The 15,753-nt window shown below is 43.9% G+C and carries 12 protein-coding genes and 1 pseudogene; 9 read left to right on the forward strand and 4 right to left on the reverse strand.

The annotated features are described in order from the left end of the window. Positions 1 to 17: 17 nt before the first annotated feature. The 3 genes and pseudogenes from ACFPYJ_RS18620 to ACFPYJ_RS18630 all read right to left on the reverse strand — a co-directional run. The gene (locus tag ACFPYJ_RS18620; RefSeq protein ID WP_379189680.1) at positions 18 to 908 is read right to left on the reverse strand and encodes a stalk domain-containing protein; all 891 of its coding nucleotides are present in this window, start codon (positions 906 to 908) and stop codon (positions 18 to 20) included. A gap of 627 nt (positions 909 to 1,535) precedes the next feature. After that, positions 1,536 to 2,789: an esterase-like activity of phytase family protein gene (locus ACFPYJ_RS18625; protein WP_379189681.1), complete on the reverse strand. Its 1,254-nt coding sequence runs from the start codon at positions 2,787 to 2,789 to the stop codon at positions 1,536 to 1,538. A gap of 196 nt (positions 2,790 to 2,985) precedes the next feature. Next, positions 2,986 to 3,091: pseudogene (locus tag ACFPYJ_RS18630) on the reverse strand (maltose acetyltransferase domain-containing protein); the annotation flags it as partial. Positions 3,092 to 3,874: 783 nt separating this feature from the next. Here ACFPYJ_RS18630 and ACFPYJ_RS18635 point away from each other — a divergent pair. From ACFPYJ_RS18635 to ACFPYJ_RS18650, 4 genes are all read left to right on the forward strand, one after another. Then, positions 3,875 to 6,490, forward strand: a complete 2,616-nt coding sequence (locus ACFPYJ_RS18635; protein ID WP_379189682.1) for an outer membrane protein assembly factor BamB family protein — start codon at positions 3,875 to 3,877, stop codon at positions 6,488 to 6,490. A 123-nt stretch (positions 6,491 to 6,613) separates the two neighbouring features. Beyond that, positions 6,614 to 7,033 (forward strand): MerR family transcriptional regulator, encoded by a 420-nt coding sequence (locus ACFPYJ_RS18640; protein ID WP_379189683.1) that lies wholly within the window; start codon positions 6,614 to 6,616, stop codon positions 7,031 to 7,033. A 78-nt stretch (positions 7,034 to 7,111) separates the two neighbouring features. Further along, positions 7,112 to 7,297, forward strand: a complete 186-nt coding sequence (gene tatA / locus ACFPYJ_RS18645; RefSeq protein WP_379189684.1) for a twin-arginine translocase TatA/TatE family subunit — start codon at positions 7,112 to 7,114, stop codon at positions 7,295 to 7,297. Between the two features lie 145 nt (positions 7,298 to 7,442). Further along, positions 7,443 to 8,501 (forward strand): metallophosphoesterase, encoded by a 1,059-nt coding sequence (locus tag ACFPYJ_RS18650; RefSeq protein ID WP_379189685.1) that lies wholly within the window; start codon positions 7,443 to 7,445, stop codon positions 8,499 to 8,501. A gap of 200 nt (positions 8,502 to 8,701) precedes the next feature. Here ACFPYJ_RS18650 and ACFPYJ_RS18655 read toward each other — a convergent pair whose 3' ends face one another. Beyond that, the gene (locus ACFPYJ_RS18655; RefSeq protein ID WP_379189686.1) at positions 8,702 to 9,478 is read right to left on the reverse strand and encodes an IclR family transcriptional regulator; all 777 of its coding nucleotides are present in this window, start codon (positions 9,476 to 9,478) and stop codon (positions 8,702 to 8,704) included. 740 nt (positions 9,479 to 10,218) lie between these two features. Between ACFPYJ_RS18655 and ACFPYJ_RS18660 the strand changes: the two genes are divergently transcribed. The 5 genes from ACFPYJ_RS18660 to ACFPYJ_RS18680 all read left to right on the forward strand — a co-directional run bounded on the left by ACFPYJ_RS18660 (position 10,219) and on the right by ACFPYJ_RS18680 (position 15,734). Further along, positions 10,219 to 11,793: an ABC transporter substrate-binding protein gene (locus tag ACFPYJ_RS18660; RefSeq protein WP_379189687.1), complete on the forward strand. Its 1,575-nt coding sequence runs from the start codon at positions 10,219 to 10,221 to the stop codon at positions 11,791 to 11,793. 193 nt (positions 11,794 to 11,986) lie between these two features. Continuing rightward, positions 11,987 to 12,934: an ABC transporter permease gene (locus tag ACFPYJ_RS18665; RefSeq protein WP_379189688.1), complete on the forward strand. Its 948-nt coding sequence runs from the start codon at positions 11,987 to 11,989 to the stop codon at positions 12,932 to 12,934. 13 nt (positions 12,935 to 12,947) lie between these two features. Next, on the forward strand, positions 12,948 to 13,772 hold the full coding sequence (locus ACFPYJ_RS18670) for an ABC transporter permease (protein WP_379189689.1): 825 nt from the start codon (positions 12,948 to 12,950) through the stop codon (positions 13,770 to 13,772). 13 nt (positions 13,773 to 13,785) lie between these two features. Beyond that, a complete protein-coding gene (locus tag ACFPYJ_RS18675; RefSeq protein ID WP_379189690.1) occupies positions 13,786 to 14,754 on the forward strand; it encodes an ABC transporter ATP-binding protein in 969 nt (322 codons plus the stop codon). A 14-nt stretch (positions 14,755 to 14,768) separates the two neighbouring features. After that, a complete protein-coding gene (locus ACFPYJ_RS18680) occupies positions 14,769 to 15,734 on the forward strand; it encodes an ABC transporter ATP-binding protein (protein WP_379189691.1) in 966 nt (321 codons plus the stop codon). Positions 15,735 to 15,753: the final 19 nt, after the last annotated feature.

Consider the following 15,753-nt stretch of genomic DNA (forward strand, 5'->3'; position numbering starts at 1 on the left):
ATGGAAAGATGGCATTATTATTTTTCCATATACTTTTTCAATAAAGCGATAATGGTATCGTAATCTTGAACTGTCGGGGATTTCGATCCGTCAAGCGCGTCTTTGTAGCCGAAGCGCACTTGCTCCCGCCAGAACTCCGCCAGATCAAGCGACGTACCGCCCGATTCGGAGGTGACGGCGGGGTCGGCGCCCGAAGCGAGCAGATACTTGACGACTTCGATATGCCCTTTGTAGACGGCGTTGTGCAGAAGCGTGTAACCGGTGTAATCCGCGCTTCGGTCGTTAATGCCCATCCCATGCTTCAGGAACAAGCCGACGATCTCGACTGAGTCTTCGGCGAACGTGAAGGTTGCCGGACCGACGGGGCCGACCAACAGTTCCGGGTCCGCGCCGCGGCCGAGTAGTTGATCCACTTTGTCCTTCTCCCCGGCAACGACGGCCGAATACAGCTCGCTTTGGATGGGGGACAGCATCCAGACGACATTCAGTCCTCTGTACAATTCGACGTCCCCTCCGCTCGAAGTGCCGGCGAACCGGAGCGTAATGTAGGCGGTGTTGTTTTTCACGACGGGTGCAAGCGGCATGGTTTCGTCTTTGCCGTCTACGGTTGCATGGTTGGAGCCGACGGTGAGCGTAATTTTCTTGTCCGCGTTCTGAGCGGTGATTTGTTTGATTTGGGCGTTCCAGGAAACGCGAAGGCCGAGCCGCTCGAACAAGGTCCGAAACGGAACCATCGTCGTTCCGTTTTGCAGGAACGGCGGGCTGGACAGCTGTAGCTTTTTCCCATCGAGGACGATATCGAAGGTCGGTGTCGTTGATGGGTCGGCGTATCCTGCGGCGGCAGTGGCCGACTGGGCGAACATAACCGCCAATACCATTATCACAGCGGCGAGCTTAATCTTGTTCATACCGTTCCTCCTAAAAGTTTAACGCGCATCACTGACAATGAGGTTATCACATTGTCCGCGACTCGTCTATCCATTTGCTCCCTTGTCGGAGATTGGCAATTGGTCGCTTTAAACGGTTCGGAAGGAGAAACGGTTCAACTCATCCAAGAAGTATCGAGGTGGTCCTGCCCAAAGAAAATCTGCGAGAATATCGTTTACCCTCCCCACAGGTTCTTGGGTCGTATATGATGCGGTAGGAATTTTCATGGAAAATAACAATAATTAAAATAGAAGTCCCGCAGTGACATGATTGTGTCTTGCGGGACTTTTCAATTTCGAGTCAGTGAAAGACAGTCAATATTAAGCAGCGGATACGATTGATGGTGTCGAGGATTATTCGAGAGCTCCAGAGAATTAGATTGAGAAATGTAAACCAATCAATTCCGCTAACGGGACACTATAGCACCGCCATGATATAGTCTGCCTACGTCAATGGATCGGCAGCTTTTTCTTTGTGCGGCATGTTCACATAGAACACACTCTTCTTATAATCTGACAAAGTCTGCGCAAATCATACCAAGCAAAGTTAAATGGTTGAAACGCAAAAAGACCGCCGAACGCGGTCTTTTTTGCTAGAAGTGCTGCACTTCACTTCGTCTCGGGCGAAACGTCGAAGGCCAGAAGCTGCGTCACTTGCGACGCGTTGAAATTGTTGTCAGAGACGAGGACAAGGCTGTCGTGCCCGTTTTTGAGCTTCGGTCCCCAAGCCATGCCCTCCACGTTGTCGAGCTTCGGCAGGCCCAACGTATTGAGATCCAGCACCAGCTTCTTGGAAACAGGCGTAAATTGGCCCGCCGGTAAAGAGTCAAGATTGTTCACATTTGTAGCTTGAGCGGCATCCGCTTCATAAATGCGAATATAATTGGAATAATTGCCGTCGGCTGCTTGTACGCCGGACCGTTCCAGGATGAGGAACTGATGGTCGTTTATCGCAAGCATTTCCGAAACGCCGTTGTCGGCGTTTTTGCCTGATCCGGGTTTGGCCGGGATGGCGTCAATCTGATAAGCGTACTGCGCGATGATGTCGCCGCTTCGATTGTACTTCGTTATACGGGAATACGAGCCGGCATCGACGGACGAAATATCGCCGTCCTGGTAGAGCGCGGCTTCCATAGAAGTAAAGTAGTAGTTTCCGTCCGGGGAGAAGCTGCTTCCTTCCAGTGCAAGATTGTTGCGGAAGCCTTTCTGCGCGGCGATATCGCCGTTTGGATTCATTTGGAAGGCGGCAGAAATCTGGAGCGAAGACAAGTATTTGCCTTTTAACGCAGCTTGGCGGATGAAAGGGTTCAAGGCAAGGCTGCGGTCACCTTCGCTCGTGTACCAGATCGATTTGCCATTCGGATCGAAGCGGATAGATTCCAAGTCAGGCACGACGCCTTGCTTATTTGCAGCGTAATCATTCTTGTTCGGGTACGTCGTGCCGTCCTCCTGCTTGAACTCCGTCATGCCGGTAAGATCGACAGCGTAAAAGCTCTTGGTATCGTACTTTAGCTTCGCGCTGTAAAAACGGGCAGGAGCGTTGTCCGAGCGATCGTCACTGATAAGGATCCACTGATGCGTTCCGGGGTTGTAGTCAATGCCGGAAAGTCCGCCGACAGGCGTCCCCTCGAACTTCAGGTCGTTTACAATTCGCTGTTCGCCGATCAACGTAAGCTGTCCGACACTGTGATTCTGAGCATGCCTAGCTTGCTTATGAGGCTTCGCCGCTTTCAGGTGATGGCCGTCAGCCATTGAAGCTTGTCTGTTGGTTTCCGTCGTGGCTGCCGAAACGGCAGCGAGAGGTACGGCGGCCAGCAGCAAACCGGCGACGGCACCTGCGGATACGAGCGTTCTTACCTTCACGTCAACACCTTCTCTCCCAAATTCATCTATCAGAAACGATGACACTCTCATTATATAGAAGGGCGTTGGAACGGGACAATATAATGTGGGAAAATTTACAAAAGATTCATTCGGTCAAACCAAAACAAAAAGAAATAGACCGCCCTCGAGACAATGGCAGCGGTCTATTTCTGTCGTATTGTCATATTACCCCATCTTCAGTTTCAAGCGATTGATTGAATAGTCGTGTCAACTTGCGCGCGTTCAAACGATCCGACACCAACTCCGGATCGGCCCCCCTGGTAAAGATCGCCGCTTAACATCTTTTCTTTTTCAGTTTTGTTTTCAAGTTTTATTCCTTTCTTAGAGGAGTTCTATCCCATTGTAATGTAATGGGTAGTTTCATTTGTGCCAATAGGATTGCTTCGCCTCTTTTTTTTCCATTTTTGATATTCATCCTTTTAACGAAATGATTTTCAATAAAATCTAAAATGATTGGAATTAATCAAAAAATAAATTTTATGTATGTAAATTTACTTAATGTTGAAATAATTATGACATTTAAATAATAAAACCACTCTATAATTATGGCAAATAGAGAAGAAATGATCAATATCGATCAAATCTCCTGCTGTTCCCTCTGCTGATTTTCGTTCGTCGATAACAATGGTCCGGAAAGCTGCAGGGCGCGGCGATCGCCGGAATTTCCGGTTTCGGTTTATGGTGGTATTTCGAACGGATACTGGGCTAAATCTATAATTTTTGGAAGGGGTGATGCGACTGAAAAAAGGATCATCTGTTGCCGGCTATAAGATGAGATCAAACAAAGTAGGAGGAAACTCGCTATGAAATTCTGTTTCTACCTGATAGCTGAAAGATGAGACGATAATTTTTCGTGGTCTTTTTCACATTGTTTTCGATTCTCCACGTGCTCATGTCACAACGACTTTAAGGCAAGTGGTTAAATTCCTCTTGTCTGTCTATCCATCGTCACGGATTTTCCAAGTTGTGAGAAGGCTTTACGAGCAGTTAAAAAAAGATTACATAACTCACACACAAATATGTTCATTAGAAATGGCATTTAATATTAAATTAGGAGTGAAAAAATGGATTTTCAAAAAATGTTAAACGATTTAAAAACTAAAGAAATGGACCGTCGGAATTTTATTCAGGCAACGGGAAAAACAGCTGTAGCTGCAACTATTGGATTATCTTTATCGTCCCTCATAACCAATGCAGGAACAGCCCAAGCCGCGGAGAGTCACGCTTCCATAACAGGAAGGGTGCTTGAAGACAAAAATGGAAAAGGGATCCCAGGTGTCATCGTATCGGATGGGAAAACAGTAACTAAAACCGATAAAAATGGTGAATATTCAATTAAAGTGGATCCGGAAAGACGTACAACGACTATTATTTTCGTAACACTCCCAGAAGGTTACACAGTATCGGTTAATACTGCAAAAACTCCGCAGTTCTTCGCTAGGCTTGAAGGACTACAAGCAGGGGAAACACGCAAACAAGATATTAAATTGATTCGTGACAACAAGCTTCAAGGAAAAAAAGGGAAATTTGTTTACATCAACGATATTCATGTGAGTAAATACTGGAATCCATCGATTGATGTTGAAAAAGAGAGATTCCTTGAGCAAATAAAGCAATTAAACGACCTGACATATGATGCAGACTTTATTTTCTGTAATGGTGATTACAGTGATCAAGGTACAGTTGAAGAATTTAAAGCGTACATGGATGTGACAACATTATCCTCATTAATGATTTGGCCATCCGTTGGTAACCATGATGTGAGGGACAGCCTGGGTGATCAATCCTATAAGTCCTACATTGACAATTATCGTAAATTTATCGGACCGGAGTGGTACTCGTTTGATTACCGTGATTATCACATCGTCGTACTTGAAAATTGGATTGGACAAAACGAAGTAGAACAGCTGGAATGGCTTAAAAAAGACTTGGCGATGATGCCTGAAAATAAAAAGGTTATCGTGATGACGCATGTTCCGCTTAATGCTCCGGGAGGATACGGTATGGGAGCATACATTGAGCTGCTGCGGCATTATCAAGTAAAGCTTGTTCTAACGGGCCATTATCATAGCAATGACGTTGACCCAAATGTTTTTAAAGGAGGAGTACATGTTCAGACGGCACCATTCTGGGCACCGCAAGATGGAAGTCCTGAAGGGTTTCGTATCGTGCGTGTTGGGGAGAATGGCAGAGGCAATGATGATTTCCAAGGACAAATTGAAGACGGTGGATTAAGCTATGAGTTTTTAGCTCTTGGAGTGGATAAGCGGTTAGAAATTGTTCATCCAGCTCCAGATCAGATTGTTACGGCTCAAGATCCATTCGATATACAAGTCAATGCTTACGATACAAATAATGAAATTACGAAGGTACGTTATCAAATGGACGGAAAAGGATGGCACTCACTCAAACAAGTTAGTTCATGGACTTGGGCTGGAGATAAAGAAGAACAGCCTCGCTTAACAGAAGGGAAACATCGTATAGAGGTTGTCGTCGAAGCTGAGAAAGGTGAAAGCTGGAAAAAATCGGGTACGTTTTTAGTCGTAGATCAAAGTAAGCTCAACAATCCTCGGGTTGGCACGGATTGGACATGTTTACACGGCAATAGTCAGAGAAGCGGGTATACGAAAGATTCGGTAACAGCACCTTTAAGACTGGCATGGACTTATAAAAGTAAAGGATCCATTCTTGCATCTTCTCCCGCATTGATTGGAGGTATCGCCTATATAGGAATCCGCGATGATAATGGAACAAAAAACCATGGTGTTGTTGCAATCGATGTGAAAACAGGTAAAGAAGAGTGGCGTAGAAATACGGCTGCTCCTGTTGAAGCAACCCCGGCTGTCGTAGAAGGTGTCGTCTATTTCAGCGATATTCGCGGAACTGTTCATGCCTTTGATGCTAAGACAGGCAAAACAATTTGGGAAAACCGCACAGGAGTGGAAAGTGATGGTGTACAAAGAGCTTGGACCACAGCTAGCTCAGCTGTAGATAAGGGTCTGCTTTACCAAAGCTTAGGCTACTCGCTCCTCGTACTTGATGCAAAAACCGGGAGAGAAATAAAGAAATTAAGATCGACTATCGATGGTCATGGTGGTGGTGATCGTCAGGGAGCCCCATTGGTCAGTGATGGTATTGTTTATTTCACGGGAGACGGACGATATGTTATTGCCTTTTCAACTGCAACGGGTCAAGAGCTATGGAAATACTATCCAAAAGTACCTTCTCGTTTCAGAACAGGTCCGTCAGCAGCAGATGGACGCATCTATTTACGAGGTGAAGCTGGACAAGTAGAAGTTATTGATGCAAAAACAGGTACACCTTTATGGCAATATCAAAAACCATTTTATAATGATGGAAGAGGATATATCGCTATTGGAGATGGCTCTGTGATTTATCCTGCAGGCAATTATGTTGTAAGTGTGGACAAAAATACCGGACAAGAACAATGGTCTTTCCAAACTGACGGGGGAATTGAAGCGTCACCGGCTATTAGTGGAAATACGGTTTATGTAGGATCAAAAGATGGAAACTTCTATGCCATCGACCGAAAAACAGGGAAAAAAGTATGGCAATATACAATCGGTACTTGGGTAAATTCATCCCCTGCAGTTTCGGGTAACATGGTCGTTGTCGGTGCTTATGATGGAAACGTTTATGGTTTTGTCGAAATGAAATAATTTCATAAGTAGTCGAAAGGTCAATCTACCGACCTTTCGACTACTAAATAAAGAATTAATTTATGCAAGGTGAAACGAATTATTATTTCGCGAAATATCACCTGACTAAACGAGGTGTATGCTATGGAGAACGGTACGCACATGGGATATCTGGCAAATGATTTGGCTAGGGACATTGAAATTCCTACGTCAACATTAAGTAAGTGGACTAGTGAATTTGAAAAAAAATCCGGTATATTAATTAAGCGAAATGAGAAAGAGCAACATATTTACTCGGACCGCGAACTAAAAGCATTTAGGGAAATAAAGAATCTCTTAAACAATAGAGTCCCCTTTGAAGATGCGATAACTGATGCAGCAACAATGTATTTAGAAAACGAATCCAACCATAAGGATGAAGTTCGTCTATCCAAGAGTGAACTTCAAGAGATTATTAGAAAAGAAGTTCAAAGTGCCATTGAAGAAGAACGTGAAGCTATGTTCAAAGCCATAGAAGTCAAAATGAATGAAATGAAAGAATGGTTGAAAGAAGTTATCCGTTAGACTCCCCCCAACTATTCCAGGGGAGAAATTGCTGTAGTAGCATTACCGGATTTAAATATGAATTAGGAGATGAATGCAATGCCATTCAGTAATATAGGAATTCCCGGTCTTATCATGATTCTAATTATCGCATTGATTATTTTCGGTCCTGCTAAGCTGCCTGAGCTCGGCCGTGCATTCGGCCGCACTCTGAATGAGTTTAAAGGTGCGACCAAAGGGCTGATCAACGAGGAAGATGACAAGTCCGTTGATAAAACGCAGTGAACCTTGACTTAACAAAAGGTTCCAACGGCATCCGAAGCTGCGAATATCAAGTCATAACTGGTTACTGCTGTCGACGAAGCTCAACATTAATTTGACTCGGTAAAACCTAAAATAAAATATAATGAATAGGAAATGGAGGAAAACAATGAAAAACAATGGACAATCAAACGAAAAGCAAATACTTGGGCAAGTCTTTGATAAAGAGATAGATCGCCGTGCCTTTTTACAAAAGACAACCAAGTTAGCTGGAGCTGCTTTCGGTTTATCACTGTTCAACCCACTTGGCAGTATTCCTGTATTGGCAGCGTCCGATGATTCCAATATTCTTTCACAAAAGAAGCCTGGTTTCCAGTTTGGGCTCGTGGCAGACGCTCAATATGCCGATGTCGATACGCCGTCTGGTTCAACTCGTTATTACCGAGCTTCACTTGGCAAGCTTGCGGAGGCGGTTAAAACCTTCAACGAAAACGATGTCACTTTCACCATCCATCTTGGCGACATCATTGACCGAGACGCCTCCAGTTTTTCGAAAATTCTACCTATCTACAACAGGGTTAAGGGGCCGAAGTACCATTTACTGGGTAACCATGACTATGCTATGGACGCCAAAAAGGTTGCCGACGTGCTAGGCATGCCCAACTTCTATTATGATTTTAGCTATAATGGTTGGCGTTTTGTAGTGCTTGACACTAATGATCTCAGCTTGTATGCGAATTCCGTAGGTTCTGAGAAATACCAGCATGCAAAGACGGTCTTAGATGTTCTAAGCTGGAGTGGAGCAGACAACGCCCAGTCGTGGAATGGAGGTGTCGACTCGGTTCAAATGGTTTGGCTGCAAGATGTACTTAGTAAGTCTGTCAAGGCTGGAGAAAAGGTAGTAGTAATCGGACATCACCCGATCGCTCCACTAAACATGCACAACGCTTGGAATTATGAAGCTCTAGTCAAGGTGCTCGAGTCCTCCGGAAATGTGGTTGCCTATTTCAACGGTCATAATCATGCCGGCAACTATGCAGAGAAGAAGGGAATCTACTACGTGAACTTCAAAGGTATGGTGGAAACAGCCGACACGAATGCGTACTCAATCGTTCGGGTTTATCCTAATAGGCTAGAAATTAAAGGCTACGGTCGAGAGCCGAACCGAGTGCTAAGTTTTGGAAAAATGAGTAATACTGAAAACATCAAAGAAATCCAGCATGCCTAATTATTATTTGCTCCTGTGAAGCAGAATTCAAAGAGGTAACTCTACTCCTTGTAGAGTTACCTCTTTCTTTCCGCGGGTAAAGGAGATCTTTCAAACAATCTTACAGCCCATGATAACGAAGGGGAAACAGCTTCCCGACTACTGTGAGGCTCATATTATAAACCTGGCCTCCTAAACAACAATTATCTGGAATCAGCCTTTTAATTTGATTTTCGGTAACCGAGCAACATCGAAATTTCCAAAGCAGTTTGTTTCACTTTTTCACCTACGATGGGTATTTCATGAATAGACAAATCCGTACGAAGCGCGGTAATGCTGATTGAAGCTTTCAACTGGTTTTGATGATCCAGAATGGGTGCGCCAATACAGCGAATGCCTGACTCTCCCTCTTCATCCTCTACCGCATAACCCAAATTACGGATGACCTCCAAAGCGGCTTTAAAATCTTGAGCGTTAGTGATCGTATTTTCCGTTATCTCCAGAAGTCCTTTCTCATGAAGTATTTCATCCAACTTCGACATCGGGAGATAGGCGGCAAGTGCTTTTCCTACACCTGAAGCGTGCAGCGGTATCCTCTGTCCGATATATGTAGAAAATTTGACAAATCCTTGGTTTTCGACTTTTTCTACATACATAGCCTCGCCGTCGTCAAGTACGGCTAAGTGCACGGTATAGCCGGTATCCTGCAGCAGTTTTTCCATAAAGGGCCTAGCCTCTTCGCGAATTTCAATTTTGTTAAGAACATTCAAACCGAGGTTTATTAATTTACTGCCGAGCTTGTATTTTCCGCTCTCGGTTTTGGAAATATAATTGTGTTTTTCAAGCGTGTTTAAAATAAAAAACACGCTAGTTTTAGGCATTTCCGTAAGTTTGCAGAGTTCACTGACACCGATAGACTCGACTTGTTCGGATAACGTTTCAATAATGGAAATCGCTTTTTCCAGGACGGGAACGTTGTATTTTTCCGGTGATTTCATAACATGCACACCCTCTTAATATAATTACAATTATAAACATAAAACGGTGTTTAAAATCAAGCATGTATAACTAATGTATATTAAACACGCGGTACACCTGTTCACTCGGAATTTGAAGCAGTGATCGCGTGTGTCACTTTCTAGTCATGCATCAATTATGTTGAAGTAAAAGTATGTTGAGATAAAAATAGAAAAATTTTGTAATTTCGTTTAAAAACGTCAGTATGCATGGCGGCAATGCCATGTTATGGTTTGCAGCCGGGCCGCCACCGGTTGATAACGTTGTAAAACCCTTACATTGTCAACGTCAAGGGTATTTTTGCATGATGTGCTTCGGTTTATAAATGTAAGGTAAGTTTACATAATTTTAATATTTTTGATATAAAACATAGAAATAAGTGTTGAATCACTGATTGACAAAAAAATGTTTGTTAGATATATTGAAATCGAGCAAATTTAAAACGATGTTTAAAAAAATGGGGGTTAAACATATGACATGACTATGTAAACTGATTGATAGGTAATATATTGATTTGCAAAATTGTGTGTTGCAAGAATCTCGCCGTCGACGAACCTCAGATAAAGCCGGAAGCTTCGTCGAATGCGAAAACGAAATCGCGATACTCAAGTAACAAAGTGCATACATACCTTTGTCTAGAAGAGCAGCGCATTGTTAGGTGTTCAGAGAGAACAGTTTCGCAATTTATGCAATTCATCAAGTATAAAAGGTGGTGTTTTTCTTGAAAAAGTCACTCGTCTTATTGCTGTCGATTTTATTATGTATTTCTCTAGCAGCTTGTACAAATGATTCAAAACAAACTGCTAATAACAATAGTCAACCGCCAAGCACGCAAGCTGCTACGCCAACTGAGGGGCAGGCTACTTCGGGAGTCAAAACCGGTGGAATTCTCAAGTATGCCCAATCCGCTGATCCCAACACTTTGGATCCTTACATTTATGCTACGGAACAAGATCGAAATACGTTTTTGACCATTTTTAACAGTTTGATGGAATACGATCCGAAAACGTTGAAACCAGTACCGGGAATTATAAAAGAAGCGAAATTAAGCGATGATGGTTTAACTTACGATTTGACGATCCAAAGCGACGTTACCTTTCACAACGGTAGAAAATTGACCGCGGACGATGTGAAATTTTCACTCCAAAAAGCGATGAGACCGGAGGCAACCCGCACCGCCGATTTACTGAAGTCGATTAAGGATATAAAGACTGTGGATGACACTCATCTTACGGTATCACTATCGAATCGGGACAACCTGCTGCTTGATTCGTTTATCGAAGTATTCGTAACACCAAATGATCCTTCGATTGACCAATCGAAAAATCCGGTTGGGACTGGACCCTTTATGTTCGTTCAATGGAATCGAAATGAGAAGGTCGTCGTGAAAAAGAACCCGAATTACTGGAAAAAGGGACTGCCGTATCTCGATGGAATTGAGTTTATCACTGTTCCCGATCAGGATGTCAAATTGCTGCAGCTCACTAACGGACAGGTGGACGCCATTGACGTTGTGCCTACCAGTAAAGTGACGGAGGTTTCCAATAACACCAACCTACAGTTGAGCACAGTTCCAGTTGATTTGACGGTGTCAGATTATATTTTACTGCTCAACAATTCCAAAACACCGTTTAACAATTTAAAATTTCGCCAAGCTGTCAACTATTCTTTGCAAAGAAATAAAATAAAACAAGCGCTGTTTGGCAATTTCGTCGTGCGCAGCACTTCTGTTCCGACTGGAGATTCCAATTACAACCCCGACACTCCTCAATATCAATATGATCTGACAAAAGCGAAAGCGTTATTGAAGGAAAGCGGCTACAATAACGAGAAACTTGAACTTCTCTATCATAAGATAGATATATCGGATGATATTATTTCTCAAATTATCGAACAATCGCTTCAAGATCTTGGAATTAACGCCGAGTTAAAAGGTGTTGAAGTTGCTCAGTGGGTGGACAATGTGTTTAACAAAAAGCAGTTTGACATGGCTATTACCTATACAAATCCTAAGCCAAACACCGTAGACATGTTATACCATGTTTATGGCGCACAAAACGGAGCGGCATTGCAATGGGATAATAAACCATGGTATGACAAGCTGTTATCCGTTCGCCAACTGCCTTCGAATGAAGGAAGCAAGGTTCTGAAGGACTTGCAAGCCCAAGTTGTCGATCAGACCCCTAATATCGTAATTGGGGGACATGTACTGGCAGCAGGATTATCGAAAAATGTACAAGGATTTATTCCCGATCCGCAATCGAAGGTATACTTCGAATCCGTCTGGAAAAATTAAATTGCATTTAAGGCTAACAACCGCAGGTTGGCTTGCTAGAGGGTTAGGGATCGGATTCGAGAGACGCTCTGTCACAGATATATGAAGGGTATCCGATTCCCTCCTCCCAGCAAGCCAGGTCTTGCGAAAACAGCAATGATTTTGGATTGAAAAATGAACCGGGGTTATATGGTTTAGAGAGGAGAAGGTGAACGTGCTAAAAATATTTCTGAAAAAAATCATAGAACTTATTTTGGTTCTTTTTTTCGTGTCCCTTACCGTTTTCTTTGTTTTCAGGATGCTTCCCGGTGATCCCGCGCAAATGCGGCTCGGCTTAAGTCCTACGCCGGAGGCTTTGACGGCGTTAAGAATGCAGATGGGGTTGGATAAACCATTGATCGTACAATATGTGAAATGGATATCGAACTTACTTCACGGCGATCTCGGCAACTCGATGATTGATGGGACTGCCGTCAGTAAAATGCTAATGGAGAAAATACCGAAAACGTTCGAACTTGCCGTATATGGAACAATAATGTCGATCCTCATTGCGGTGCCCACCGGTGTATTGGCTGCGATCAAAAAAAAAAGTTGGATCGACAGGTTTTCAAGGGGAATTGCTTTATTCGGTTTCAGTATACCTACCTATTGGCTGGCGATTTTGTTAATGCTGCTGTTCTCCAATTGGATGCATTGGCTCCCGGCAGGCGGTTACGTTTCCATTAACGAATCGTTTACGGGCCATATCAAGACTTTGATATTACCCGTACTTACTGTCGGCATTATTAACGCGGCACAAATATTCCGCTTCCTGCGCTCGGGGATGCTTGAAGTGATCAATCAGGATTTTATCCGCACTGCCAGGGCAAAAGGTTTATCCAAATGGATGGTCATCGGTAAGCATGTGGCCCGCAATACGCTCCCCAGCCTGATAACGATCATCGCTTTAAATTTCAGCCTGTTGTTGAGCGGAATGGTTGTTACAGAACAAATATTTGCCTGGCCGGGGTTAGGTTGGCTGACGATTCAATCTATTCTTTCAAGAGATTACGATGTTGTGCAGGGTGCAGTGCTAATCTCCGCAGTTATCATTGTTGTTATTAATCTGATTGCTGATTTAATGATTGTCCTGTTTGATCCGCGAATCAGGCACACTCGTTAATAAGGAGGATCTCATGAAAGAAATAGTCAAAGACACAACGGCATTAACGAGTCTGGTCATTTTTTTCCTCATCACAATGCTTGCTTTGTTTGCGCCAATCATCGCGCCTTTTAATTACAATAAGATAGTGGACGTGCCATTGCTAGGCGTTTCTGTCAAGCATTTGCTTGGCACGGACGAAATAGGTAGAGATATATTTTCGCGGATAATTTATGCCGCCAGGGTTTCCTTATTCGTTGGAATTTGTTCCACGATCATCGCAATGGCAGGCGGTATTGTGTTAGGGCTGTTCAGCGGTTATTACGGCGGAAAAATCGATGCGATTATCAGCCGTTTTCTTGACGGCGTGTTAGCCTTTCCTTCCATTATTCTTTCTCTTTCCGTCATGGTCGTTCTGGGTCCGCAAATATATAATGCCATGCTTGCCATCGGAATTGTTTCCATTCCTGTCTTTGCGAGAATTACCCGTACCAGTGTTTTGTCGCTTAAAAGCAGAGATTTTGTGGAAGCTTCGCGTTCCATGGGAGCGGGCGAGGGTAGAATCATGTTTCGGGTTATTTTACCGAATTGTTTTTCGCCCATTTTTGTGCAAATCAGTTTATCGTTTGCCACTGCGGTACTTACTGAGGCGGCCTTGAGCTTTTTGGGTTTAGGCGTACAACCCCCTACACCTTCCTGGGGTTCGATGTTAAATGCGGGTCGCAGCTATTTGACACAAGCTCCGTTATACTCGATTGCAGCTGGTGCTGCAGTCTTTTTAACTGTCTTCTCCCTGAATGTTTTGGGGGATAGTCTGCGGGATTTGTTCGATCCGAGGGAAGTGAAGAAGCGAACATGAAGGAGGTTTTCCTGTGAATAAGCCGCTCTTGAAAGTGGAGAATCTATCGGTAGGTTACTCTCTAAAAAATGAAAAGATCAGCATTTTGGAAAATATAAATTTTTCCGTTGAACGAGGTGAAGTTGTCGGAATTGTCGGGGAAAGCGGCTGCGGAAAAAGCTTAACTTCGTTGTCGATCATGAAATTGCTTGTTGAGCCTTTGAGCATCCAGTCAGGCCAGATTATCTTTAATGGATCGGATCTGACTTGTTTGCCGGAGAGGGAGATGAATCAAATTCGAGGCAAAGAAGTCGCCATGATTTTTCAGGAGCCGATGACTTCGCTGAATCCGGTTTTTACTATCGGCAACCAAATTTCCGAGGTGATGCATACACATTTAAAAATTAATAAAAAAGAAGTATTTGAACGCACCATTGAGCTGTTGAGACTGGTAGGTATCCCCTCTCCCGAACAAAGGGTGCGCGAATATCCCTATCAACTCTCCGGAGGGATGCAGCAGCGTGTCATGATCGCAATGGCACTCGCTTGTAATCCGATGCTGCTTATTGCCGATGAACCTACCACGGCTTTAGACGTTACGATTCAGGCACAAATTCTCGATCTTCTTCTTGATATTCAACAAAAAAATAAGATGTCCCTTTTCTTTATTACCCATGATCTAAGCGTCTTAGCCAGAATGGCGAATCGGGTAATCGTCATGTATGCGGGGAGAGTGATAGAGTCTGCACCGATTTCAAAGCTGATGGAAAATCCCCTTCATCCTTATACTCAAGGTCTGTTGAAAGCAATTCCAAGCTATGGGAATAGAAAACAACGATTGTACACTATTCCCGGTACGGTCCCAGATCCGAAGGACAAAGTGGTGGGGTGCCGTTTTGCTTCGCGCTGCCAATATGCGGAAAAACGCTGTTTCGAAAGCGAACCAACGTTACTAGAGAAGGAAACGGACAGGGAAATCGCCTGCTTTTTATACGACGAATGAAAGGAGAGGGTACAATGTCAGATGTATTGCTGAAAACGCAAGGGCTAACGAAGAATTACCCGGTGAACGGCGGCCTTTTCGTTAAATCGAATAAAAAAGTGCACGCATTGGACAAAGTTGATTTGACCCTCTATTCTCGGGAGATTGTCGGTGTGGTTGGCGAAAGCGGTTGTGGAAAATCCACATTGGCCAAAGTTCTGATGCGTTTGGTAGAACCGACGGAGGGAACGATACATTTTGAAGGCCGAGATATCACCCGATTGGATAAAAGACAAATGCGCGACATCCGGAGACATATGCAGATTATTTTTCAAGATCCGTTTTCATCTCTTAATCCGCGCAAAAAAGTGCTGGATCTGATCTCTGAGCCACTTGATATTTACCGGATCGGGACGCGAAAAGAACGGGTTCAACACGTGTATCGAATGCTGGATATTGTCGGCTTAACGAAAAACCATGCGGACCGCTATCCTCATCAATTCAGCGGAGGGCAGCGGCAAAGAATCAGTATCGCACGCGCGCTTGTGCTCAATCCAAAACTGATCATTTGTGACGAGCCGGTTTCGGCGCTTGATGTTTCGGTGCAGGCGCAAATTTTGAATTTACTGCAGGATTTACAGCAGCAATTCGGTTTATCATACCTGATTATAGCGCATGGGCTTGATGTCGTAAGACATATTAGTGACCGTATTGTCGTCATGTACCTCGGCAAGATTGTGGAATTGGGCGACTGCGAAGAAATTTTTACGCGTCCCAAACATCCTTATACTCAGATCCTCTTATCCTCAATTCCGGGTAATCATCAGGAGAGTCTGAAAGCTCCAATTAAAATAGCGGGGGAAATTCCGAGTCCAATCAATCCGCCGTCAGGCTGCAGGTTTCACACACGTTGTCCCTATGCGTTCGAACGGTGTAAATCCGAATCGCCTGAACTGAGAACAGATGAAGATGGACATGCTGTAGCCTGCTTTTTACAGTAAATAATGAAGGGTGGAAAAA

The organism is Paenibacillus solisilvae (genome assembly GCF_042656405.1).
GTDB lineage: Bacteria > Bacillota > Bacilli > Paenibacillales > Paenibacillaceae > Paenibacillus_Z > Paenibacillus_Z solisilvae.

Excerpts from the sequence above, each read along its gene's own strand:
- ACFPYJ_RS18620 (WP_379189680.1), bottom strand. The coding sequence starts at position 908 with ATGAACAAGATTAAGCTCGCCGCTGTGATAATGGTATTGGCGGTTATG.
- ACFPYJ_RS18635 (WP_379189682.1), top strand. The coding sequence starts at position 3,875 with ATGGATTTTCAAAAAATGTTAAACGATTTAAAAACTAAAGAAATGGAC.
- ACFPYJ_RS18640 (WP_379189683.1), top strand. The coding sequence starts at position 6,614 with ATGGAGAACGGTACGCACATGGGATATCTGGCAAATGATTTGGCTAGG.
- tatA (WP_379189684.1), top strand. The coding sequence starts at position 7,112 with ATGCCATTCAGTAATATAGGAATTCCCGGTCTTATCATGATTCTAATT.
- ACFPYJ_RS18650 (WP_379189685.1), top strand. The coding sequence starts at position 7,443 with ATGAAAAACAATGGACAATCAAACGAAAAGCAAATACTTGGGCAAGTC.
- ACFPYJ_RS18655 (WP_379189686.1), bottom strand. The coding sequence starts at position 9,478 with ATGAAATCACCGGAAAAATACAACGTTCCCGTCCTGGAAAAAGCGATT.
- ACFPYJ_RS18670 (WP_379189689.1), top strand. The coding sequence starts at position 12,948 with ATGAAAGAAATAGTCAAAGACACAACGGCATTAACGAGTCTGGTCATT.
- ACFPYJ_RS18680 (WP_379189691.1), top strand. The coding sequence starts at position 14,769 with ATGTCAGATGTATTGCTGAAAACGCAAGGGCTAACGAAGAATTACCCG.